We start from the raw sequence: 22861 nt of genomic DNA, 5'->3' as shown, positions 1-22861 counted from the left end.
TCGGCCCGGCGCGGTCAGCGCGCATCGGCCCGGCGCGGTCAGCGCGCCTCGACACCGCGGGACGAACCGCCCGCACCGTCCCGTCCCGCCGCACCCCGGGAGCGCCTCGTGACCGCCGTCCTCTACGACATCCCCGGCCCCCGGGCCCGGGCGCGCAACGTTCTCTTCGGCGTCGTCGGCACCGTCGTCGTGCTCGGGATCATCGGGTTCGTGCTCTACCGCTTCGCGGCGACCGGCCAGTTCGACCCGCGGCTGTGGAGCTGGATCACCTACGTCAACATCCAGTACCTGCTGCTCGGCGCCCTCGGGAACACCCTGAAGGCGTTCGCGGCCGCCGCGGTGCTGTCGCTGCTGTTCGGGGCGGTCTTCGCCGCGGGCCGGCTGTCCGACCACGCGTGGATCAGCCGGGTCTCGACGGCGATCGTGGAGTTCTTCCGCGCCGTGCCGCTCCTGGTGCTGATCTTCCTGCTGTTCTTCGGCGTCTCCCGGGGGCTCGGGGTCAACATCTCGGCCTACTGGGCCGTGGTCATCGGCCTGATGCTCTACAACGGCTCGGTCCTCGCCGAGGTCTTCCGGGCGGGCGTGCGGGCGCTGCCGCGCGGGCAGTCCGAGGCGGCCTACGCCCTGGGCCTGCGCAAGACGCAGGTCATGACCACCGTGCTCCTGCCGCAGGCGCTGCGCGCGATGCTGCCGACGATCCTCAGCCAGCTCGTCGTGGTGCTCAAGGACACCGCGCTGGGCTTCATCATCCTGTACCAGGAGCTGCTCTACCAGGCACGCTTCCTCGGCAGCCAGGGCCAGCTCGGCGCGCCGATCCTGCAGGTCGCGCTGGTGGTCGCGGTCATCTACATCGCCATGTGCCTGATCCTGTCGGGGCTGTCGAAGCTGCTGGAGAGGCGGCTGCGCCGGAGCCCGCGGGGCGGCGAGGCGCAGGCCCGCGAGGCCGAGCGCGAGGAGGAGTACGCCGCGACCCTCTAGGCTCCCGATCCTCTCCAGCCCGCTGCCCTTCAGGAGGCGGGTGTACCGCCCGCGGGCTCCCGGAGGTTCTCCACCCGCACCGGCTCGATCCCCTCGGCCTCGGGCAGCGCGAAGCCGAACACCTGGGCGTAGAAGCTCAGCTCGGCGTCGAGGGCGCGCCGGATGTTCTCCGAGCGCCGGAAGCCGTGCTGCTCGCCCGGGAACAGCAGGTAGGCCACGGGCACGCGGCGGGCGCGGAGCGCGTCGACGATCGCCTCGGACTGGTTCGGCGGGACGATCGCGTCCTCCGCGCCCTGCAGCACGATCAGCGGGGTGCGGAACAGCTCGACGTGGTGGATGGGCGAGCGCTCCCGGTAGACCTCCCGGGCGGCGGGGTACGGCCCCACCAGTCCGTCGAGGTAGCGGCTCTCGAACTTGTGCGTGTCCGCGGCCAGCGCCTCCAGGTCGGCGACGCCGAAGTGGTCCGCGCCGGCGGAGAACGGGGTGTCCTCGCGGGCCAGCGCGGCGAGGGTGGTGTACCCGCCGGCCGAGCCGCCGCGGATCGCCAGCCGCTCCCCGTCGACCCGCCGGGTCGTCGCCAGGTACCGCGCCGCGGCCAGGCAGTCCGCGACGTCGACGATCCCCCACGCGCCCCTGAGCTGCTCGCGGTAGGCCCGGCCGAAGCCGGTGGAGCCGCCGTAGTTGACGTCGACGACGCCGAAGCCGCGGCTGGTCCAGTACTGCACCCCGACCGAGAGCACGGGCAGTGCCGCCGCGGTGGGCCCGCCGTGGATCACGACGAGCAGCGGCGGCAGGGCACCCGCCGGCCCGGTGGCCCCGGGGTTGGCGGGCGGGTAGTACAGCCCGTGCGCGGTCCGCGGGGCACCCGCGCCGTCGACGGAGGGGAAGGAGATCGGCTCGGGGACGGAGAGGTACCCGTCGTCGACGCCCAGCTCGCGGGGGGCACGCAGGGTCTCCACGTCGCCGTCGACGCTCACGACGTGCACGCCCGGCTCCTCGGTGGGCGTGCCGGCGACGACGAGCACGCTGCCGACGCCGTACGGCACCACCGAGGCGACGGCCGAGAAGGGCAGGTCGAGCTCGGTGAACCCGCCGTCCGGCTCGCGGACGGCGAGCCCGTCGTAGCCCTTGCTCCAGCGCGCGAACACCACCCGGCCGCCCGGCAGCACGGCGTAGCGCGAGGTGTCCAGCTGCCAGCCGGGGACGCCGATCTCGGCGTCGAGCACCACGACCGGTTCGATGTCGTGCCCGGGCCGCCAGCGGTAGAGGTTCCACCAGCCGGTGCGGTCGGAGAGGAACCAGAGCGACCCGTCGGGCTGCCAGCGCGGTTCGGAGACCGACTCCCCCGGCCCGCCGGCGATGACGGCCTCGTCGCCGGTCCGGAGGTTGCGGCCCATGAGCACCGTGTCGTCCCACGGCATGGACGGGTGGTCCCACTGGATCCAGACCAGCCGCACCCCGTCCGGCGACAGACGCGGGCTGGTCACGAAGTCCGGCCCGGTGACCAGCACCTCCGGCTCCGAGGGGCGGTCCGCGGCCAACCGGACGATCTCGTTGCGCACGGCCGCGGCGCCGCCCTCCGGCGCGTGGCGCTCGCGGATCGCGAGGAGGGTGGACCCGTCCCGGGTGACGAACCCGTCCGCGTAGCGGTCCGCCCGCGGGAAGGCCGGCTCCGGGGTGAGCGGCTCGGGCGCGCCGCCGGGCGCGAGCCGGTACAGCCGTTGGTCGGTCCAGTTGGCGAACCAGACGACCCCGTCGCGGACCCACCAGGCGCCGCCGCCGTACTCGTGGACGCCCGTCCGCGCGTCGAACCCCTCGGGCAGCAGGTCGGTGGTGCTCCCGTCGGGGGCGCGGCGGACCAGCTGGGTGCGCCCGCCCTCGGTGGGCCGTGCCTCGGCCCAGACCACCGCGTCCCCGTCCGTCCGTGCGCCGGACAGCCGCACCGAGGCCTCGACGACGAGCGCGGACGTGATCGGGGTCGGCCAGGAGCCGAAGGGCAGCACGGCGGGCGGCTCACCCTGCCCGGGGGCAGGCGGAGCGGTGTGCGCGGAGGTCACGCCGGCCACGCTAGTGCCCGCCCCCGACACGTCGCGATCACCCGCCGCGAACCGTGCGGCGGTGTCGTCATCCGGCCCGTGGTCGGCGGCGCACGCCGGCCGCGGTGCGCAGCAGCCCGGCGGCCCGGCGCAACTCCCCCGGCCGCAGCACGGGCAGGATCCCGACGGCACCGGACAGGCCCGTCCACCAGCGCACCTGCCCGTCCGTGCGCAGGACGCCCACGGCGGGCGTGCGGCAGCCCGTGACGGCCGCGGGCAGGTTCGGGTAGATCTCGGCGAGCCGGGGCTCGGTGCAGGCGCGGACCCGGACCTTCACGGTGACGCACTCCGGGAGCTCACGGGCGATGCGCGAGCAGTGCGGACAGGCGACGTCGTAGATCACCACGAGCTCCCGCACACGCGCCACGGGCGAAGGATCCCCGTCCGGGTCCGGGGCCCGGAACCCGGGGTCGACCCCGATCCCGGGAGGTCCGGGCCCGCGTAGCGTGGGGGCGACCGCGCGGACAGGAGGCACCGACATGAGCCGGCCCGACGACCCACGCCCCGCCGAGCACGCGACATCCGAGCCGACCGACGCCGGGCCCACCGACGGCCGGCTCGCCCCCGCTGTCGACGCCGAGCCCGTCGACGCCGAGATCGTGGAGGAGACGACCCCTGTGCCGGCCGCCCCGCCCGCCCCCGGCTCGCCGACCGCCACCGGCTACACCGACGAGGGCGTGCCCACCCTCGACCACGTCCGGGACAAGATCGAGGGCCGCGCCGCGACGGCCGCGGGCTGGCAGGAGCTGACCGCCGACACCGAGGCCGCCCGCACCGCGGACGAGCAGTTCGACGAGCGGGAGCGGAAGGCCAAGGACCGGCTCGAGGAGATCCGCCGCTCCATGGGCCTCTGACCCTCCCGAGGCCGAGCGGATGCGCCCTCGACGGGCCCCCGACCTCGAGGAACCGCTGAGCGGACGGCGCTCTCGCTCACACCTGCCGAGCGGGAGCGCCGTTCGCTCGGCTCAGCGGCGGAACAGCTTGTTGCCCAGCCAGACGATCGGGTCGTACTTGCGGTCCACGACCCGCTCCTTCATCGGGATCAGCGCGTTGTCGGTGATCTTGATGTGCTCGGGGCAGACCTCGGTGCAGCACTTGGTGATGTTGCAGTAGCCGAGCCCGTGCTCGTCCTGCGCGATCTCCTTGCGGTCCGCCGCGTCGAGCGGGTGCATGTCCAGCTCGGCGATGCGCATGAGGTACCGCGGGCCGGAGAACACGGCCTTGTTCTCCTCGTGGTCGCGCACCGCGTGGCAGGTGTTCTGGCACAGGTAGCACTCGATGCACTTGCGGAACTCCTGGCTCCGCTCCACGTCGACCTGCTGCATCCGGTACTCGCCGGGCGCCACCCCGGCCGGCGGCGCGAAGGCCGGCACCTCGCGGGCCTTGACGTAGTTGAACTCCACGTCCGTCACCAGGTCCCGGATCACCGGGAAGGTCCGCAGCGGGGTCACCGTGACGACCTCGTCGTCGGCGAAGGTCGACATGCGGGTCATGCACATCAGCCGCGGCCGGCCGTTGATCTCCGCCGAGCACGAGCCGCACTTGCCCGCCTTGCAGTTCCACCGGACGGCGAGATCGCCGGCCTCGGTCTGCTGCAGCCGGTGGATGATGTCGAGGACGACCTCGCCGTCGTTGACCTCGACCGGGTAGTCGACGAGCTCGCCGCCGTCGGCGTCGCCGCGCCAGACCCGGAAGTGGTGCCAGTGCGTGCTCACGCCTTCTCCCCCGCCCCGGCGCGGTGCCCGCCCAGCTCCTCGCCCGTGTAGTACTTCTTCAGCTCGTCGAGCTCGAAGAGATCGAACAGCTCGGGCCGCATCGGCACCTGCTCCTTGCGGGTCAGCTCCACGTCGTCCTCGCCCAGCCCCCGGCACACCAGCAGGACGTGCCGCCAGTCGGAGTCCATCACCGGGAAGTCGTCCCGGGTGTGCCCGCCGCGGCTCTCCTGGCGCTCGAGCGCCGCCTTGGCCACGCACAGCGAGACCAGCAGCATGTTCCGCAGGTCCAGGGCGAGGTGCCAGCCCGGGTTGAACTCCCGGTGCCCCTCCACGCTGACCGTGCGCGTGCGCGTGGCGATGTCCTCGAGCTTCTTGAGGGCCATCTCCATCTCGTCGGCCTTGCGGATGATCCCGACGAGCTCGTGCATGGTCTTCTGCAGCTCCAGCTGCACCACGAACGGGTTCTCCCCGCCGTCCGTCGCACTGGAGAAGGGCAGCAGGGCCCGGTCGATCGCCGCCTCGACGTCGCCGGGGGCGACCTGCGGGCGGGTGTCGAGCCCGTCGGCGTACTCCGCCGCGCCCAGCCCGCACCGCCGCCCGAAGACGAGCAGGTCCGACAGCGAGTTGCCGCCGAGCCGGTTCGAGCCGTGCATGCCGCCGGAGCACTCGCCCGCGGCGAACAGACCCGGCACCGAGCTCATCCCGGTGTCCGGGTCGACCTCGATCCCGCCCATCACGTAGTGGCAGGTCGGCCCGACCTCCATCGGCTCCTTGGTGATGTCGACGTCGGCCAGCTCCTTGAACTGGTGGTGCATCGACGGCAGCCGCTTGAGGATCTCCTCCGGCTTGAGCCGGGAGGCGATGTCGAGGAACACGCCGCCGTGCGGGCTCCCCCGCCCCGCCTTGACCTCGGAGTTGATCGCGCGGGCGACCTCGTCGCGCGGGAGCAGCTCGGGCGGGCGCCGGTTGTTGTCCGGGTCGGTGTACCAGCGGTCCGCCTCCTCCTCGGAGGTGGCGTACTGCTCCTTGAACACGTCCGGGATGTAGTCGAACATGAACCGTTGGCCCTCGGAGTTCCGGAGCACGCCGCCGTCGCCGCGGACCGACTCGGTGACCAGGATGCCCTTCACCGACGGCGGCCAGACCATGCCCGTCGGGTGGAACTGCAGGAACTCCATGTTGATCAGCGTCGCGCCGGCGCGCAGGGCCAGCGCGTGCCCGTCGCCGGTGTACTCCCAGGAGTTCGACGTGACCTGGTAGCTCTTCCCCACCCCGCCGGTGGCCAGCACGATTGCGGGGGCGTCGAAGCGCACGAACCGGCCGTCGTTGCGGAAGTAGCCGAAGCAGCCCGCGATCCGCCCGTCCGTCCGGAGCAGCTCGGTGATCGTGCACTCGTGGAAGACGCGCAGGTGCGACTCGTAGTCCCCGGTGACCTTGTGGTCGTCCTGCTGCAGCGACACGATCTTCTGCTGCAGGGTGCGGATCAGCTCGAGCCCGGTCCGGTCGCCGACGTGCGCCAGCCGCGGGTAGGTGTGCCCGCCGAAGTTCCGCTGGCTGATCTTGCCGTCCTTGGTGCGGTCGAACAGCGCGCCGTAGGTCTCCAGCTCCCAGACGCGGTCCGGCGCCTCCTTGGCGTGCAGCTCGGCCATCCGCCAGTTGTTGAGGAACTTCCCGCCGCGCATGGTGTCGCGGTAGTGGACCTGCCAGTTGTCGTTCGGGTTCGCGTTGCCCATCGCCGCGGCGCAGCCGCCCTCGGCCATCACCGTGTGCGCCTTGCCGAACAGCGACTTCGAGATGATCGCGACGCGCTTGCCCTGCAGGCGCGCCTCGATCGCCGCGCGCAGGCCCGCGCCCCCGGCGCCGATGACGACGACGTCGTAGGAGTGCTGCTCGACGGTCCGGTCGGTCTGGTCGGTCATCGTGTTCACCCCACGATCCGCAGGTCGGAGAACCAGCCCGCGGAGACGCACATGATGTAGGCGTCCGTGATCGCGAGGCTGGCCAGCGTGGTCCACGCCAGCTGCATGTGCTTGCCGTTGAGCCTGGTGACGAAGGTCCAGGCCCGGTACCGCAGCGGGTGCCGGGAGAAGTGGTTCAGGCGGCCGCCGACGATGCTGCGGCAGGAGTGGCAGGACACCGTGTACGCCCACAGCAGGATCACGTTGGCGACCAGGATGAGGTTGCCCAGGCCCAACCCGAAGCTCCCGTCCGCCTTGACGAACGCCCGGATCGCGTCGTAGGTGTTGATGATCGAGATCAGCGCCGCGATGTAGAAGAAGTAGCGGTGCAGGTTCTGCAGGATCAGCGGGAAGCGGGTCTCGCCGGTGTACTTGCCGTGCGGCTCGGCGACCGCGCAGGCGGGCGGGCTGCCCCAGAAGGCCCGGTAGTAGGCCTTGCGGTAGTAGTAGCAGGTCAGCCTGAACAGCAGCAGGAACGGCAGCGAGACCAGCGCGTACGGCAGCCACGGCACGTCCGGAACGAACCGGCCGAAGTGTGCCGCCTGCTCCACGCACCCGTAGGACACGCAGGGTGAGTAGAACGGCGTCAGGTAGTTGTACTCCGCGACGAAGTACCACTCCTGCATGAAGGCCCGGACGGTCGCGTAGATGACCCACGCCCCGAGCCCCACCAGGTTGAGCAACGGTGGGAGCCACCAGCGGTCCGTGCGGAGCGTCCGCGCCGCGATCCGGGCCCGGCCCGCGGCCCGCTGATCGGCGATGTCAGTGGTGGATGACACGTCGTCGTTGTCCCCGTCTTCTCCGGCGTCTTTGCCTGTAGTGCGGATCACAGGGAGCGTACGACGTGGGTCACAGCAGAGAAGTGTCGGTCCGGGAACAAATGGGTAGTCGAGACGGACGTCACACTCCGTGGCGAGGCGCTCACGCAGCACGACGAGCCCGGTCCCCGTCTCGAGGAACCGGGCTCGTGCGTGTGGAGTTGTCCGACCGCCGGAGCGGGCCTCGTCAGGCCTTCTTGCGCCGCCCGCCGACGGTCGCCGCCAGGTAGTCGTGGTTCAGCTGGGAGATCACGTCGAGCGGGATCTCCTTCGGGCAGGCCGTGGCACACGCACCGGTGTTGGTGCAGCCGCCGAAGCCGGCGTCGTCGTGCGTCTCCACCATGTTGACCACGCGCTCCCAGCGCTCCGGCTGGCCCTGCGGCAGCTCCCCGAGGTGGGTCAGCTTCGCGCCGAGGAACAGCGAGGCGGAGCCGTTGGGGCACGCCGCCACGCACGCGCCGCAGCTGATGCAGTTCGCCGCGGCGAACGAGCGGTCCGCGTTGGCCTTGGGCACCGGGGTGGCGTGCGCCTCGGGGGCCGCGCCCGTGTTCACCGAGATGTAGCCGCCGGCCTGGATGATCTTGTCGAACGCGCTCCGGTCGACGACCAGGTCCTTGATCACGGGGAACGCGCCGGCGCGCCACGGCTCCACGGTGATCGTGGCGCCGTCGTGGAACTTGCGCATGTGCAGCTGGCAGACCGTGGTGGCCTTCTCCGGGCCGTGGGGGTGCCCGTCCACGACCATGCTGCACGAGCCGCAGATGCCCTCGCGGCAGTCGTGGTCGAACGCGACGGGCTCCTCGCCCGACAGGATCAGCTTCTCGTTCAGCACGTCGAGCAGCTCGAGGAACGACATGTCCTCGGTCGCGTCCTCGACGACGTAGGAGACCATGCGGCCCTTGTCGACGGCATCCTTCTGCCGCCAGACACGCAGGTTGACCTTCACTTGTAGCTCCGCTGGGTCGGGTGGACGTACTCGAACTCGAGCTCTTCCTTGTGCAGCACCGGGGCCGCGCCCCGGCCGGTGTACTCCCAGGCCGCCGCGTACGAGAAGTTCTCGTCGTCGCGCTGGGCCTCGCCGTCCTCGGTCTGGCTCTCGGCGCGGAAGTGGCCGCCGCAGGACTCCCGGCGGTGCAGGGCGTCCAGGCACATGAGCTCGGCGAGCTCGAGGAAGTCGGCCACGCGGCCGGCCTTCTCCAGGCTCTGGTTGAGCTCCTGGCCGGTGCCGGGGATCTTCACGTTGTTCCAGAACTCGCGCCGCAGCTCGGGGATGAGCTCCAGCGCCTTGCGCAGCCCGTCCTCGGTCCGTTCCATGCCGCAGTAGTCCCACATGATGTGGCCCAGCTCGCGGTGGAACGAGTCGACGGTCCGGGTGCCGTTGATCGACAGCAGGGTCTCGACGCGGTCCTTGACCGCCTGCTCCGCCTCGAGGACCTCGGGCGCGTCCGGGGCGACCTCCGCCAGCTTGTTCGACGCCAGGTAGTCGCCGATCGTGACCGGCAGGACGAAGTAGCCGTCGGACAGGCCCTGCATCAGCGCGGACGCGCCGAGCCGGTTGGCGCCGTGGTCGGAGAAGTTGGCCTCGCCGGCCACGTACAGGCCCGGGATGGTGCTCTGCAGGTCGTAGTCGACCCACAGCCCGCCCATCGTGTAGTGCACCGCGGGGAAGATGCGCATCGGCACCTCGTACGGGTTCTCCCCGGTGATGCGCTCGTACATCTCGAAGAGGTTGCCGTACTTGGCCTCGACGGCCTTGCGGCCGAGCCGCTGGATGGCGTCGTCGAAGTCGAGGTAGACCCCCAGGCCGGTCGGGCCGACGCCGCGCTTCTCGTCGCAGACCTCCTTGGCCGCGCGCGAGGCGATGTCGCGCGGGACCAGGTTGCCGAACGACGGGTACTTGCGCTCGAGGTAGTAGTCGCGCTCCTCGTTCGGGATCTCCCGCGGGTGGCGGGTGTCGCCGATCTGCTTCGGCACCCACACGCGGCCGTCGTTGCGCAGCGACTCCGACATGAGGGTCAGCTTCGACTGGTGGTCGCCGGAGACCGGGATGCAGGTCGGGTGGATCTGGGTGAAGCACGGGTTGGCGAACAGCGCGCCCTTGCGGTGCGCCCGCCAGGTGGCGGTGACGTTGGAGCCCTTGGCGTTCGTCGAGAGGTAGAAGACGTTGCCGTAGCCGCCCGTCGCGAGCACGACCGCGTCGGCGAGATGGGTCTCGATCTCGCCGGTCACCATGTCGCGCACGACGATGCCGCGCGCCCGGCCGTCGACCACGATCAGCTCGAGCATCTCGTGGCGCGCGTACACGGTGACCGTGCCGGCGTTCACCTGCCGCTCCAGCGCCTGGTAGGCGCCGAGGAGCAGCTGCTGGCCCGTCTGGCCGCGGGCGTAGAAGGTGCGGGAGACCTGGACGCCGCCGAAGGAGCGGGTGTCCAGCAGGCCGCTGTACTCGCGGGCGAAGGGCACGCCCTGCGCCACGCACTGGTCGATGATCTGCCGGCTGATCTCGGCCAGCCGGTGGACGTTCGACTCGCGGGCGCGGAAGTCGCCGCCCTTCACGGTGTCGTAGAACAGCCGGTAGACGCTGTCGCCGTCGTTGCGGTAGTTCTTCGCGGCGTTGATGCCGCCCTGGGCCGCGATCGAGTGCGCGCGGCGCGGGCTGTCCTGGTAGCAGAACGAGGAGACCTGGTAGCCGGCCTCGCCCAGGGTCGCCGCCGCGGCGCCACCGGCCAGGCCGGTGCCCACGACGATGATCTTGACCTTGCGCTTGTTGGCCGGGTTGACCAGCTTGACGCCGAACTTGCGGCGCTCCCACCGCGTCTCGATCGGACCGTCGGGAGCGGCCTTGTCGACGACGGGAGCGCCGACGGTGTAGTCGGAGTAGCTCATATCAGATCCATCCGAAGGTGACGGAGATCGGGACGATCAGGAAGCCCAGGACCAGCAGGCCGGAGAAGCCCGTGGCGATCGCCTTCAGGATCGGCTCGCGCTTGTCGCTGTTCCAGCCGAAGGTCTGGACGGCGCTCCACAACCCGTGGCGCAGGTGGAGGAAGATCGCCAGCAGCGCGATCACGTACCACACGGTCACGTACCAGCGGTCGGGGGCGAAGTCCGCGTGGACGTTGTCCCACACGGCGAGGTGCTCGCCGTTGGGGTTCAGCGTCCCGGTCGTCAGGTCGAGGATGTGGTAGATGACGAACAGCAGGACGATCACGCCGCCCCAGCGCATGGTGCGGGTCGTGTAGTTGCCCTTCACCTTGTTGCCGGCGGCGTACTTCACCGGGCGCGCCTTCTTCGCCCGCAGCGCCAGCACCGTCGCGGCCCAGATGTGCCCGACGACGGCCAGCGTGAGGACGGTCCGGATCACCCAGACGAAGCCCTCGTTGCCCAGCAGGGGCTGCAGGATCGTCCGGATCCAGGTCGCGTACCCGTCGATGTTCTCCGGCCCGAAGAAGATCTGCAGGTTGCCGAGCATGTGCACGACGAGGTACAGCACCAGGAACACGGAGCTGACCGCGATCACGAACTTGAGGAGCACGGCGGGGATGCGCGGCCTCTTGGCACGCGCGGGTACCGCCGGCGCGGGGGTTGCGGGGGCCTTCGCCGAGCCCCTGTTAGACACCTGTGTCGCCACGCGGCCAGTGCACTACTCAGCAGTCCGGCCGTCCAATGCATGGAGTCGGCATGATCTATGCACGTACGCTATACACGTGACACTTCAGCAGCTCGCGTACTTCGTGGCGGTCGCCGACGTGCGCAGCTTCACTCGGGCGGCCGATCTTGTCGGTGTCGCCCAGCCCACACTTTCCCGGCAGCTCAGGGCCCTGGAGGACGGTCTGGGGGCCCCGCTGGTCAACCGTGGGAAGGACGTCACGCTGACCCCCGCGGGCGAGGTGGTGCTGCCGCTCGCTCGCCGGATGCTCGCCGACATGGACCTGGCGCGCACCTCCGTCGCCGAGCTCGTCGGGCTGCGGACGGGGCGGGTCCGCGTCGGCGCGACCCCCTCGATGTGCATCGGCCTGCTCGCCGACGTGCTGCGGCTCTTCCACGAGCGGCACCCGGAGATCCACCTCGAGCTGGCCGAGAACGGCTCGCAGTCGCTGGTGCGCGACCTCGCCCGCGGCGCACTCGACGTCGCCCTGGTGATCGTGCCGCCCTCCGGCGTCGATCCCGCGCTGCACACGCTGCCCCTCCTGCGCGAACGCCTCTCGGTCGCCTCGCCGCGCTCCGGCCGCCCGCCCTCGTCCCGCGGGTCTATGACGGTCGTCGAGCTGTCCCGCCGCTCGCTGGTAATGGTCCGGAAGGGCTACGACCTGCGCGAGGTCACCCTCGACGCGTACCGCGCGGCCGGCGTGACGCCCCGGTTCGCCGTGGAGGGCGGCGAGATGGACGCCGTCCTGCGGCTGGTCGAGGCCGGCACCGGCGTGGCCGTGGTGCCGGACCTGGTGTTCGCCGGCCGTCCCCGGCTCCGGCGGACGGTGCTGACCCCGCCGCTCTACCGCACCGTCGCCCTCGCCCGCCGCACCGACGTCGCCCCCACCCACGCCGCCCAGGCCTTCATCGACACCCTGCTCTCCTACATCGGCTCGGTCGCGGACACGGGCGCCCTCTCCGCCGACGTCCAGGTCCTGCACCGGGCGGAGGCGTAGCAGACCTGTGTGCGCCGAGGCGGGCGACCGACGACCAGGTGCGGTGTCAGTCGAGGTCGGCGGGGCCGAGCTCGTCCTCCTCGGCGCCGTGCTCGGCCAGCGCGGTGCGGACCACGCGGTAGGCGATCGCGGGCGGGTAGCCCTTGCGGGCGAGCATGCCGAGCAGGCGGCGGCCGGCCTTCTGGCGGTCCTCGGGCCCGGACACGGTCAGGGTGCGGAGGCGCCGGTCGACGAGCTCGCGGGCGCGCTGCTCCTCGGCGGCGTCGTCGACCTCGGTGAGCGCGGTGTCGGCGACCTCCTTGTCGATGCCCTTGCGCCGCAGCTCCTGCGCGATCGCCCGGCGGCCGAGACCCCGCGAGCGGTGCCGTGCGCGGACCCAGGCGTCGGCGAACGCCCGGTCGTCGATGAGGCCGACCTCGTCGAAGCGCTCGAGGACCGTGTCGGCGATCTCGTCCGCGAACCCCTTCTGACGCAGCTTCGTGGCGAGCTCGTGCTTCGAGCGGGCACGGTCGGTGAGCAGGCGCAGGCAGAGCTCCTTGGCCGCGGCCTCCTGCTCCCCCGGGGACCGCTCGTCCTGCGCCGGCCCGACCTGCGCCGGCCCGGCCTGCGCGGAACCGGCCTGCGCGGATCCGGCTCCCGTCGGCTCGGCCTCGGTGCCGCGGGGGCCGCGGGGGCCGCGGGGGCCGCGGGTGTCGCGAGTGCCGCCGGCGCGGCGACCCGGGCCACCCGCCCGTCGAGCCCGGCGGGTCCGGAGGTCCTCGATCGAGAGGATGGTGACCTGCTCCGCCGGCGCGTCGAGCTCCCCCAGCTCGACGGCCTCGGGGGCCACCGGGGTGTGGGGTTCGAGGGCGTCGAGATCGACGAGCCCGATCCGCTGCTCGCGATCCGGGCCGGGTCCGGCGGTCTCTGCGCGGTCGTCGGTCTCTGCGCGGTCGTCGGACTCTGCCCGGTCGTCGGACTCTGCCCGGTCGTCGGACTCTGCCCGGTCGTCGGACTCTGCCCGGTCGACCGCTGGTCCGCCCTCACCGGCGGGGGTCCGGGGCGGGTCGACCGGCGCCGGCGCGGCTCCGCCCGTCGCGACGACATCGTCGGAGGTCAGCCGCTCCCCGATGACCAGGTTCCGGGACTCCGCCGGTGCGAGATCGTCGAAGGAGGCGACCGGGACCGACTCCCGCGGCGCCGGTTCGAGCTCCTCGGACGACATCCGGCGCCCAGCGGGTCCGGACCGGAGCGGCAGCCCGCCCCGGTCCTCGCCGGAGGTCGCCACGATCAGAAGTCGACGGGCGCGGGCAGCGGCTCGACCTGCTCGGCGTCGGCGTCGAGCACCGCGCCGATCCCGAGCTTCTCCTTGATCCGCTTCTCGATCTCCGCGGCGATGTCCGGGTTCTCCTTGAGGAACTTGCGGGCGTTCTCCTTGCCCTGCCCCATCTGGTCGCCCTCGTACGTGTACCAGGCGCCGGACTTGCGGATGATCCCCTGCTCGACGCCCACGTCGATCAGCGAGCCCTCGCGGCTGATGCCGACGCCGTAGAGCACGTCGAACTCCGCCTGCTTGAACGGCGGGGCCACCTTGTTCTTCACGACCTTGACCCGGGTTCGGCTGCCGACCATGTCGGTGCCGTCCTTCAGGGTCTCGATGCGCCGGATGTCCAGCCGGACGGAGGCGTAGAACTTGAGCGCCTTGCCACCCGTCGTGGTCTCGGGGGACCCGAACATCACGCCGATCTTCTCGCGCAGCTGGTTGATGAAGATCGCGGTGGTGCCGGACGTGCTCAGCGCGCCGGTGATCTTGCGGAGCGCCTGGCTCATGAGGCGGGCCTGCAGACCGACGTGACTGTCGCCCATCTCGCCCTCGATCTCGGCGCGCGGCACGAGCGCGGCCACCGAGTCGATGACGATGACGTCCAGCGCGCCGGAGCGGATCAGCATGTCCGCGATCTCCAGCGCCTGCTCGCCGGTGTCCGGCTGCGAGACCAGCAGCTCGTCCGTGTTCACGCCGAGCGCCTTGGCGTACTCCGGGTCGAGCGCGTGCTCCGCGTCGATGAACGCGGCGGTGCCGCCCGCGGCCTGCGCGTTGGCCACCGCGTGCAGCGCCACGGTGGTCTTACCGCTGGACTCCGGGCCGTAGATCTCCACGACCCGGCCGCGCGGCAGGCCGCCGACACCGAGCGCCACGTCGAGCGCGATCGACCCGGTGGGGATCACGCCGATCGGCGGACGCGTGTCGTCCCCCAGGCGCATCACCGAACCCTTGCCGTGGTTCTTCTCGATCTGGGCGAGGGCGAGCTGGAGCGCCTTCTCGCGGTCGGGAGTGCTCATCTGACTACCTCGCTCGGTGCGGGACGGGCCTGTGTTCGCTGTGTTCGCTGTGTTCGACGACTTCCGGGGAGCCACGGGGGAACCGTATTGGGTCCCACCGACAGTTCCGGTACTCGCGCCCCCGCTGTGGACAACCGGGGCCGGGTGTGGACGCCACGGTATACGAACACGTGTTCGAGGCCGAGCCCGACACGCCGATCGGCTACCCTGCCGCGCCGAGCGGCGCGCCGCCGCCCGCCGGACCCGGCCGGGGACACCGACGGGGCCTCAGTCTTCCCGCCTCAGTCGTCCCGCCCCAGCCGGCGGGCCTCCGGCACGTCGTAGGCCTCGCAGATCACCTGCCAGACCCGCTTCGGGTCGATCCCCGCCTCGATGGCCTGCTCCGCGGTGCGCCCGCCGAGCTCGGCGAACACGTGGTCGCGCGCCAGGGAGCCCGCCCGCATCTCGCCGAACTCGTCGTGCATCAGGGTCCGGAAGTGGCTCAGTCGCACCCCGCCGAGGGTAGTGCGCTCGCCGGGCGGCCCGCCGCCGGAACAGCAGGCAGCACCGCCGGCCATGGTCTCCGGATCCTCGACGGCGTCGCGCGACCGGTCGAGGCTCGGGCAGGATCGAGGTCGTGATCGAGCAGGTCTGGGCCGCGCTCGGCGGCGATCCCGCGGAACTGCCCCGGCTGACGACGAGCGGCCCCGTGCACACCCTGTCCAGCCGGTTCCCCGTCACGGCCTTCGGCACGGCGACGATCGGGGCGGCGCTGCTCGCGGCGACCTCGGACGGGACCGGGGGCCGGGCGGTCGGGATCGACACCCGGCAGGCCGCGGTGGTCCTGCGCAGCGAGCGGTACCTGCGACGGGAGGGCGTGAGCCCCGGCAACCCGTTCGACCCCCTGTCGGCCTTCCACCCGACGGCGGACGGCTGGCTGCGGCTGCACGCGAACTACCCCTGGCACGCCGCCGCGGCCCGGCGGGTCCTGGAGCTCTCCGCCGAGGCCGGTCCCGAGGAGGTGCGGGCGGCGATCGCGGGCCGGCGGAAGGTCGAGCTGGAGACCGCGCTGCACGAGGCCGGCGGGGTCGCCGCGGCCACCCGGACCGAGGCGGAGTGGGCCGCGACGGAGGCCGGGCGGGCCGCACGGGCCCTGCCCCTCGTCGGACGACGGCTGCTCGGGGAGGCCCCGCCGCGACCGCCCCGGCGGGCGCGGGTGCTGGACCTGACGCGGGTGATCGCGGGTCCGGTCGCGACCCGGTTCCTGGCCGCGCACGGCGCGGACGTGCTGCGGATCGACCCGCCACACCGCCCGGAGCTCCCGGGCCAGGCCTGGGACACCCTGCCCGGCAAGCGGTCGGCGATCGCCGAGCTGCCCGTGGAGGACCTGCTGGCGGGTGCCGACGTCGTCGTGACCGGGTACCGACCGGGGGCGCTGGACCGCTTCGGACTGGCCCCCGAGGAGCTGGCGGCCCGGCACCCCGGGCTGGTGGTCGTCACGCTGTCCGCCTGGGGACACACGGGGCCGTGGGCGCGGCGGCGGGGCTTCGACAGCCTGGTGCAGTCCGCGTGCGGCATCGGCGAGACCGAGCGCACCGCGCCCGACGGGCCGCCCGGTGCCCTGCCCGCGCAGGTCCTGGACCATGCGACCGGCTATCTCGGCGCGGCCGGGGCCCTGCTGGCGCTCGCCGCGCAACGGCGGTCGGGCGGCACGCACCACGTGCGGCTCGCGCTGGCCGGCACCGCGTCCTTCCTCCAGGCCCTCCCCCGGACCGAGCCCTCCACCGAGCCGGCCGCGGACGTCGACCCGGCGCCCTACCTCGAGGAGCTCGGGCCGTTCACGCTCGCCTCGCCGCCGGGCACCGTCGACGGGCGGCCCCTGCGCTGGCCCTCGCCCGCGGCCTACGGCGCCGCGCGGCCGGCGTGGCTACCCTGACCGGTATGTCCGATCCCACCGGCCTGTCGTCGCCGCTGGGGCAGGCGGTGATCCTGCTGATGCTGCTGGCCTCGCTCACCCTGCTGATCCGATGGTGGGTGCAGAACCGCAGGCGCTGAGCGCCCGCTCCGCCGCCGCCCGGGCCTGCGCCGGCGCCTCCGGGACGCCCCCCGCGGTGGCGAGCACGGTCGCGCCCTCGTAGAGCAGGTGCAGCTCCGGGCCGAGCTCCGGCGGGTACCCGGCCTCTCGCACCAGCCCGACGAAGTACTCCCGCATCCACGCCTTCTCCTCCCGGATCACGCGCTCGGCGGGATGGCCCGTGCCGCCGATCTCGGCGTAGGCGTTGACGAAGGCGCAACCGCGGTCCTGGTCCTCCAGCCACAGTGCGAGGACGTCGAAGACGCCGGCGACCGGCCGCCCGCGCATCCGGTCGAGCAGGAACGACCGCCAGCGCTCCGCTCGCCGGTCCAGGTACAGCGCCACCAACGCGTCCTTCGAACCGAAGCGGTCGTACAGCGTCTTCTTCGTGGTGCCCGCCGTCTCCGCGATGAGGTCCACGCCGACCGCGCGGATGCCGTGCCGGTAGAACAGCCCGCTCGCGGCGGCCAGGAGCTTCTCGCCGGCAGGGGTGAGGGTGCTCATACACTGCGAGTATACCGACCGGTGTGGTTACGTCGAGCCCATGAGACGGGATGCGGTCGCGGGCGCGGCCCTCGTGCTGTTCTGGAGCTCGGGGTTCGTCGGGGCGGAGCTGGGGACCGGGTACACCGGGGCGGACACGTTGCTGGCGTGGCGGTACGTGGTGGCGGCGGCGGTGTTGTGGCTGGTCGTGGCGGTGCGCCGGCCTCCGGTGCCGCGCGGCGCCACCGGCCGCCAGGCCCTGCTCGGCACCCTGTCCCAGGTGCTCTACCTCGGCGGCGTCGTGACGGGCGTGGGGCTGGGGGTGCCGGCGGGCACCGCCGCGCTGGTCGCCGCCCTGCAGCCGCTCGTCGTCGCGACGGCGGCGGGCCGGCTCCTCGGCGAGCGCACGACGCGCCGGCAGCGCGTCGGGCTGGCGGTCGGGCTGGCCGGGGTCGCGCTGGTCGTGGCCGGCGATCTCGGCCCGGGCACCGCGCCGGCCTGGGCCTTCCTGCTGCCCGTCGGTGGCATGCTGGCCCTGTCCGCGGGGACCGTGCTGGAGCGCCGGCTGCAGCCGCCGGAGAGTCCCCTGGTGTCGATGACCCTGCAGTCGACGACGGCGGCCGTCCTGTTCACCGCCGTCGCCGCCCTGGCCGGGTCCCTGCACCCGCCCGCCGAGCCGGGCTTCTGGGGTGCGGTGGCCTGGGTGGTGGTGCTGTCCTCGTTCGGCGGCTACGGCGCGTACCTGCTCGTGCTGCGCCGCAGCGGGGCCACGCGGGCGTCCACCCTGCTCTACCTGACCCCGCCCACCACCATGGTGTGGGCCTTCCTGATGTTCGGCGACCTGCCGGCCCTGCCGGCCCTGCCGGGCATCGCGCTCTGCGCGGTCGGTGTGTGGCTCGCCCTCGGCCGCGGAGGACGCCGCGCAGGTTCCGGCCGCCGCGAAACTGTCGGTGTCCCGGCGCATGATGGGAACCGTGAGCTCGCTGGACGGTTTCTCCCCCGCCACCCGGGACTGGTTCCGGGGCGCCTTCGCCGCGCCCACGGCCGCCCAGGAGGGTGCGTGGAGCGCCGCCCAGGCGGGGCGGAACGCGCTGGTCGTGGCGCCCACGGGATCGGGTAAGACCCTCGCCGCCTTCCTCTGGGCCCTGGACCGGCTGGCGTCGGAGCCGGTGCCCGAGGAGCGCACCCGCCGGTGCCGGGTGCTGTACGTGTCGCCGCTGAAGGCCCTGGCGGTCGACGTGCAGCGCAACCTGCGGGCCCCGCTCACCGGCATGCGGCAGGAGGCGCAGCGGCGCGGCGATCCCGTCCCGGACATCACGGTGGGCATGCGCACCGGCGACACCCCGGCGGACGAGCGGCGCCAGTTCGCCCGCACCCCGCCGGACGTGCTGGTCACCACCCCGGAGTCGCTGTTCCTGCTGCTCACCTCGGCCGCGCGGGAGTCGCTGCGCGGCGTGGAGACGGTGATCCTCGACGAGGTGCACGCCGTCGCCGCGACCAAGCGCGGCGCGCACCTCGCGCTCTCCCTCGAACGGCTCGACGAGCTGCTGGAGAGGCCCGCGCAGCGGATCGGCCTGTCCGCCACGGTGCGTCCGCTCGACGAGGTGTCCACCTTCCTGTCCGGTGCGCGGCCGGTCGAGGTGGTCCAGCCCAGGACGCCCAAGACGATCGAGGTGCGGGTGGAGGTCCCCGTGCCGGACCTCGCCGCGCTCGACGAGCGCCCGGCCCCGGGCAGTGCCGACGAGGAGGTCGTCGGCTCCGCGGCGGGTGGCGCCCAGCGGCCGTCGATCTGGCCCGCGGTGGAGAAGCGCCTGCTGGACCTGGTGCGCGAGCACCGCTCCACCATCGTGTTCGCCAACTCCCGGCGCCTGGCCGAGCGGCTCACCGCGAAGCTCAACGAGCTGGCCGCCGAGGAGGCGGGCGAGGCGGTCGAGCTCGAACGGTTCCCGGCCGAGGCGATCGGCGAGTCCGGGGTGGGCGGCGGGGCGCCGCCGGTCGTGGCCAAGGCGCACCACGGGTCGATGTCCCGCGAGCAGCGCACGCTCGTGGAGGAGGAGCTCAAGAGCGGGCGGCTGCCCTGCGTGGTGGCGACCTCCAGCCTCGAGCTGGGGATCGACATGGGGGCCGTCGACCTCGTCGTGCAGGTCGAGGCGCCGCCGAGCGTCGCGTCCGGGCTGCAGCGCGTGGGCCGGGCCGGGCACCAGGTCGGCGCGGTCTCGCAGGGCGTGGTGTTCCCGAAGTTCCGCGGCGACCTCGTGTCCTGCGCCGTGGTGGCCGAGCGGATGTCCGGCGGGGCGATCGAGTCGATGCGCTACCCGCGCAACCCGCTCGACGTGCTGGCCCAGCAGGTCGTCGCGATGGTCGCGATGGACCCCTGGACGCTCCACGAGCTGGCCGCCGTCGTCCGCCGGGCCGCGCCGTTCGCGGCGCTGCCGGACTCGGCGCTGCACTCCGTGCTGGACATGCTGGCCGGCCGGTACCCGTCGGAGGAGTTCGGCGAGCTGCGGGCGCGGATCACCTGGGACCGGGTCACGGACGAGCTGCGCGGCCGCCCCGGCGCGCAACGTCTGGCGGTCACCTCGGGCGGCACGATCCCCGACCGTGGCCTGTTCACCGTGATGACGCCGGGCGGGGCGGACGGGGCGGGGTCGCGCGTCGGCGAGCTCGACGAGGAGATGGTCTACGAGTCCCGGGTGGGCGACACGTTCCTGCTCGGCACCTCCAGCTGGCGGGTCGAGGACATCACCCACGACCGGGTGATCGTCACGCCAGCGCCCGGGGAGCCGGCCCGGATGCCGTTCTGGAAGGGCGAGTCGATCGGGCGGCCGCTGGAGCTGGGCCGCGCGGTGGGGGCGTTCGTCCGCGAGATGGCCGGCCTGGAGGACGAGGAGGCCCGCGCCCGGGCCGCCGCGGCCGGGCTGGACGAGTGGGCCACCGACAACCTGCTCTCCTACCTGCACGAACAGCGCGAGTCGACGCGGCACGTGCCCAGCGACCGCACGATCCTGGTCGAGCGCTTCCGGGACGAGCTGGGCGACTGGCGGCTCGTGGTGCACTCCCCCTTCGGTTCCCAGGTCAACGGGCCGTGGGCGCTCGCGATCGCCGCCCGGATGCGGGAGCGGCGCGGGGTCGAGGTGCACGCCGCGGGCGCCGACGACGGGATCGTGCTCCGCCTGCCCGAGGCACTCGACGACAGCGGCGGGGAGATCGTGCCGACCGCCGAGGACGTGCTGCTCGAGCCGGGCGAGGTCGAGCAGATCGTGGTGGCCGAGCTGGGCAACTCCTCGCTGTTCGCCTCGCGGTTCCGCGAGTGCGCGGCCCGGGCGCTGCTGCTTCCCCGCCGCGACCCGAAGCGGCGCAGCCCGCTGTGGCAGCAGCGGCAGCGCTCGGCGCAGCTGCTGGCCGTCGCGGGGAAGTTCGAGCAGTTCCCGATCACGCTCGAGGCGATGCGCGAGTGCGTGCAGGACGTGTACGACCTGCCCGGCCTGCGCGAGCTGATGTCCGACGTGGAGTCGCGCAAGGTCAAGGTGGTCGAGGTGGCCACCCCGCAGCCCTCGCCCTTCGCGCGCAGCCTGCTCTTCGGCTACATCGGGATGTTCCTGTACGAGATGGACGCGCCGCTGGCCGAGCGCCGCGCGGCCGCCCTCTCGCTCGACTCCACGCTGCTCGCCGAGCTGCTCGGCTCCGAGGCCATCCGCGAGCTCCTCGATCCCGAGGTGCTGGCCGAGGTCGAGGCGTCGCTGCAACGCACGGCACCGGACCGGCACGCGCGGGACGTCGAGGGCGCCGCCGACCTGCTCCGCTTCGTCGGCGACCTGTCCGAGGCCGACGGGCGGGCCCGCGGCGTCGAGCCCGCCTGGTTCGCCGAGCTGGAGGCGCAGCGCCGGGCGATCCGGGTGCGGATCGCCGGCGAGGAGCGGTTCGTCGCGATCGAGGACGCGGGCCGGATCCGGGACGCGCTGGGCGCCCCGCTGCCCGTCGGCGTCCCGGAGACCTTCACCGAGCCGGTGCCGGACCCGCTCGGCGACCTCGTGCTGCGGTACGCGCGCACGCACGGCCCGTTCACGGCCGCGGGGTGCGCGGCCCGCTTCGGGCTCGGCGTCGCCGTGGTGGCCGGCGTGCTCGACCGGCTGACCGGGGTCGGGCGGCTGGTCCGTGGCGAGCTGCGCCCGCAGGCGGCCGGAGGTGGCGAGGGCTCGGTCGAGTACTGCGACGCCGAGGTCCTGCGCCGGCTGCGCCGGGCCTCGCTCGCGCGGCTGCGGGCCGAGGTCGAGCCCGTGGAGCAGCGCGCGCTCGGCCGGTTCCTGCCCGTGTGGCAGGGCGTCCGCACGAACGCGGGCGGCGAGCGGCGCGGCCGCATGCGCCGCGCACCGGGCGCGGAGGACGTGCTCGGCGTGGTCGAGCAGCTGGCCGGGGCGCCGCTGCCGGCGAGCGCGCTGGAGTCGCTGATCCTGCCCGCCCGGCTGCCGGGGTACACCCCGGCCCTGCTCGACGAGCTCACGGCGGCCGGCGAGGTCACCTGGACCGGGTGCGGGCCGTTGGCCGGCAGCGACGGGTGGCTGGCGGTGGCCCCCGCGGACGTCGCGGACCTGCTCCTGCCCGAGCCCGACCTCGAGATCGCGACCACGCCGCTGCACCGCGCCCTGCTCGCGGCGCTCGGCCTGCCGGAGCCCGGCGAGCCGGCGGTCGGCGGCGGCGCCCTGTTCTTCCGCCAGCTCGCCGACCAGGCCGGCCGCGCCCTCGTGGCGGAGGGCGAGGAGGCCCCGACGGACGAGGCGACGGTCACCGCGATCTGGGACCTCGTCTGGGCCGGGCTGCTCACCAACGACACGCTCGGTCCGCTGCGCGCCCGGCTCGGCGGCGGCCGGGGCTCCGGCGGCCGTGGCGGGCCGGCGCACCGGACGCGGCGCAGCGCCTCCCGCGGCCGGTACGCGTCGCTGCGCGCCGGGCGGCGCCCGATGCCCAGCCGGACCGGGCCGCCGTCCGTGGGCGGCCGGTGGGCGCTCGCCGTCGATCGCGAGCCCGATCCGACGCGCCGGGCGCACGCGCGGGCCGAGGCGTTCCTCGAGCGGCACGGCGTGCTCACCCGGGGCGCGCTGGGCACCGAGCGCGTCACCGGCGGGTTCGCGGCGGTCTACAAGGTCCTGCGGGCCATGGAGGACTCCGGGCGGGTGCGGCGCGGGTACGTGATCGAGGGGCTCGGGGCGGCGCAGTTCGCCGTGCCCGGCGCGATCGACCGGATCCGGGCCCTGTCCAGCCCGGACGGCGCCCCCGCCGGGAGCGGCCCGGTCGTGTACTCCGCCGCCGACGAGCTCGACGGGCAGCACTTCGCCGGCGCCGGGCACGCCCCGCATGAGACGGGCGGCGGGTCCGGGCTGTCGCGGGTCGTGCTGGCGGCGGCCGACCCGGCGCAGCCCTACGGCGCGGCCCTGCCCTGGCCGGCGACCGTCGGGGACTCGAAGCACCGGCCGGGGCGCAAGGCGGGGGCGCTGGTCGTGCTGGTGGAGGGGGCGCCGGCGCTCTACGTCGAGCGCGGCGGCAAGTCACTGCTGTCCTTCACCACCAAGTACGAGGAGCTGTCCGCGGCCGCGCACGCGCTTGCCGGCGCGGTACACGAAGGCTGGCTCGGCACGCTCGCGGTGGAGCGGGCCGACGGCGGCGGCGCACTGGCCTCGGAGCTGGCCGAGGTGCTCACCGAGGCGGGTTTCCGGGTCACGCCGAAGGGCCTGCGGCTGCGCGCGTGAGGACCGGGGACACGTACCCGGCGCACCCCTGACGAGCGATCGTTCAGGCTT

Annotated in this window: 17 protein-coding genes and 1 pseudogene; 6 read left to right on the top strand and 12 right to left on the bottom strand. The window is 73.4% G+C overall.

All coding sequences use genetic code 11. The features are described from left to right. The first annotated feature begins 108 nt into the window (after nt 1-108). Complete coding sequence (locus ACFQH9_RS08730; protein WP_379565412.1) at nt 109-978, top strand: amino acid ABC transporter permease; 870 nt, start codon at nt 109-111, stop codon at nt 976-978. A 29-nt stretch (nt 979-1007) separates the two neighbouring features. Here the strand turns inward: ACFQH9_RS08730 and ACFQH9_RS08725 are convergent, their stop codons facing one another. Both ACFQH9_RS08725 and ACFQH9_RS08720 read right to left on the bottom strand, forming a co-directional pair. Continuing rightward, nucleotides 1008-3035 carry a S9 family peptidase gene (locus tag ACFQH9_RS08725; protein WP_379565411.1) on the bottom strand — a complete coding sequence of 676 codons (2028 nt, stop codon included), beginning with the start codon at nt 3033-3035 and terminating at the stop codon, nt 1008-1010. Between the two features lie 67 nt (nt 3036-3102). Next, nucleotides 3103-3441 (bottom strand): hypothetical protein, encoded by a 339-nt coding sequence (locus tag ACFQH9_RS08720; RefSeq protein ID WP_379565410.1) that lies wholly within the window; start codon nt 3439-3441, stop codon nt 3103-3105. Nucleotides 3442-3553: 112 nt separating this feature from the next. On the opposite strand from ACFQH9_RS08720, the gene ACFQH9_RS08715 reads away from it, so the two are divergent. After that, complete coding sequence (locus tag ACFQH9_RS08715; protein WP_379565409.1) at nt 3554-3928, top strand: hypothetical protein; 375 nt, start codon at nt 3554-3556, stop codon at nt 3926-3928. 111 nt (nt 3929-4039) lie between these two features. Here ACFQH9_RS08715 and ACFQH9_RS08710 read toward each other — a convergent pair whose 3' ends face one another. The 6 genes from ACFQH9_RS08710 to ACFQH9_RS08685 form a co-directional block, all read right to left on the bottom strand. Further along, nucleotides 4040-4789, bottom strand: a complete 750-nt coding sequence (locus tag ACFQH9_RS08710) for a succinate dehydrogenase/fumarate reductase iron-sulfur subunit (protein WP_379565408.1) — start codon at nt 4787-4789, stop codon at nt 4040-4042. After that, a complete protein-coding gene (locus ACFQH9_RS08705) occupies nt 4786-6708 on the bottom strand; it encodes a fumarate reductase/succinate dehydrogenase flavoprotein subunit (protein ID WP_379565407.1) in 1923 nt (640 codons plus the stop codon). Before ACFQH9_RS08705 ends, ACFQH9_RS08710 begins: the two co-directional genes overlap by 4 nt. 5 nt (nt 6709-6713) lie before the next feature. Further along, on the bottom strand, nt 6714-7526 hold the full coding sequence (locus ACFQH9_RS08700; RefSeq protein WP_379565406.1) for a hypothetical protein: 813 nt from the start codon (nt 7524-7526) through the stop codon (nt 6714-6716). Between the two features lie 226 nt (nt 7527-7752). Continuing rightward, entirely contained in the window at nt 7753-8511 is a 759-nt protein-coding gene (locus ACFQH9_RS08695) for a succinate dehydrogenase/fumarate reductase iron-sulfur subunit (RefSeq protein WP_379565405.1), read from the bottom strand. After that, nucleotides 8508-10451, bottom strand: coding sequence for a fumarate reductase/succinate dehydrogenase flavoprotein subunit (locus ACFQH9_RS08690; protein WP_379565404.1), 1944 nt, complete (start codon nt 10449-10451; stop codon nt 8508-8510). The genes ACFQH9_RS08695 and ACFQH9_RS08690 overlap by 4 nt, the downstream gene beginning before the upstream one ends. 1 nt (nt 10452) lies before the next feature. Next, on the bottom strand, nt 10453-11100 hold the full coding sequence (locus tag ACFQH9_RS08685) for a succinate dehydrogenase cytochrome b subunit (RefSeq protein ID WP_379565403.1): 648 nt from the start codon (nt 11098-11100) through the stop codon (nt 10453-10455). Nucleotides 11101-11272: 172 nt separating this feature from the next. On the opposite strand from ACFQH9_RS08685, the gene ACFQH9_RS08680 reads away from it, so the two are divergent. Next, nucleotides 11273-12211, top strand: a complete 939-nt coding sequence (locus tag ACFQH9_RS08680) for a LysR family transcriptional regulator (RefSeq protein ID WP_379565402.1) — start codon at nt 11273-11275, stop codon at nt 12209-12211. 46 nt (nt 12212-12257) lie between these two features. Here ACFQH9_RS08680 and ACFQH9_RS08675 read toward each other — a convergent pair whose 3' ends face one another. From ACFQH9_RS08675 to ACFQH9_RS08665, 3 genes are all read right to left on the bottom strand, one after another. Next, on the bottom strand, nt 12258-13478 hold the full coding sequence (locus ACFQH9_RS08675) for a regulatory protein RecX (protein WP_379565401.1): 1221 nt from the start codon (nt 13476-13478) through the stop codon (nt 12258-12260). 2 nt (nt 13479-13480) lie between these two features. Next, complete coding sequence (gene recA, locus ACFQH9_RS08670; RefSeq protein ID WP_232873053.1) at nt 13481-14530, bottom strand: recombinase RecA; 1050 nt, start codon at nt 14528-14530, stop codon at nt 13481-13483. A gap of 281 nt (nt 14531-14811) precedes the next feature. After that, the gene (locus ACFQH9_RS08665; protein ID WP_379565400.1) at nt 14812-15021 is read right to left on the bottom strand and encodes a DUF3046 domain-containing protein; all 210 of its coding nucleotides are present in this window, start codon (nt 15019-15021) and stop codon (nt 14812-14814) included. A 125-nt stretch (nt 15022-15146) separates the two neighbouring features. Here ACFQH9_RS08665 and ACFQH9_RS08660 point away from each other — a divergent pair, with 125 nt between their 5' ends. Beyond that, nucleotides 15147-16445: a CoA transferase gene (locus tag ACFQH9_RS08660; RefSeq protein WP_379565399.1), complete on the top strand. Its 1299-nt coding sequence runs from the start codon at nt 15147-15149 to the stop codon at nt 16443-16445. A gap of 75 nt (nt 16446-16520) precedes the next feature. Here the strand turns inward: ACFQH9_RS08660 and ACFQH9_RS08655 are convergent, their stop codons facing one another. Beyond that, entirely contained in the window at nt 16521-17087 is a 567-nt protein-coding gene (locus tag ACFQH9_RS08655; RefSeq protein WP_379565398.1) for a TetR/AcrR family transcriptional regulator, read from the bottom strand. 40 nt (nt 17088-17127) lie between these two features. On the opposite strand from ACFQH9_RS08655, the pseudogene ACFQH9_RS08650 reads away from it, so the two are divergent. Both ACFQH9_RS08650 and ACFQH9_RS08645 read left to right on the top strand, forming a co-directional pair. Further along, nucleotides 17128-17910: pseudogene (locus ACFQH9_RS08650) on the top strand (DMT family transporter); the annotation flags it as partial. Between the two features lie 118 nt (nt 17911-18028). Next, entirely contained in the window at nt 18029-22810 is a 4782-nt protein-coding gene (locus ACFQH9_RS08645; protein WP_465269517.1) for an ATP-dependent helicase, read from the top strand. The last annotated feature ends 51 nt before the right edge of the window (nt 22811-22861 follow it).

The organism is Pseudonocardia lutea, from assembly GCF_042658055.1.
Lineage (GTDB): Bacteria > Actinomycetota > Actinomycetes > Mycobacteriales > Pseudonocardiaceae > Pseudonocardia > Pseudonocardia lutea.
Note: the sequence above shows the minus strand (reverse complement) of the source record. Positions and strands in the feature narration are given on the sequence as shown.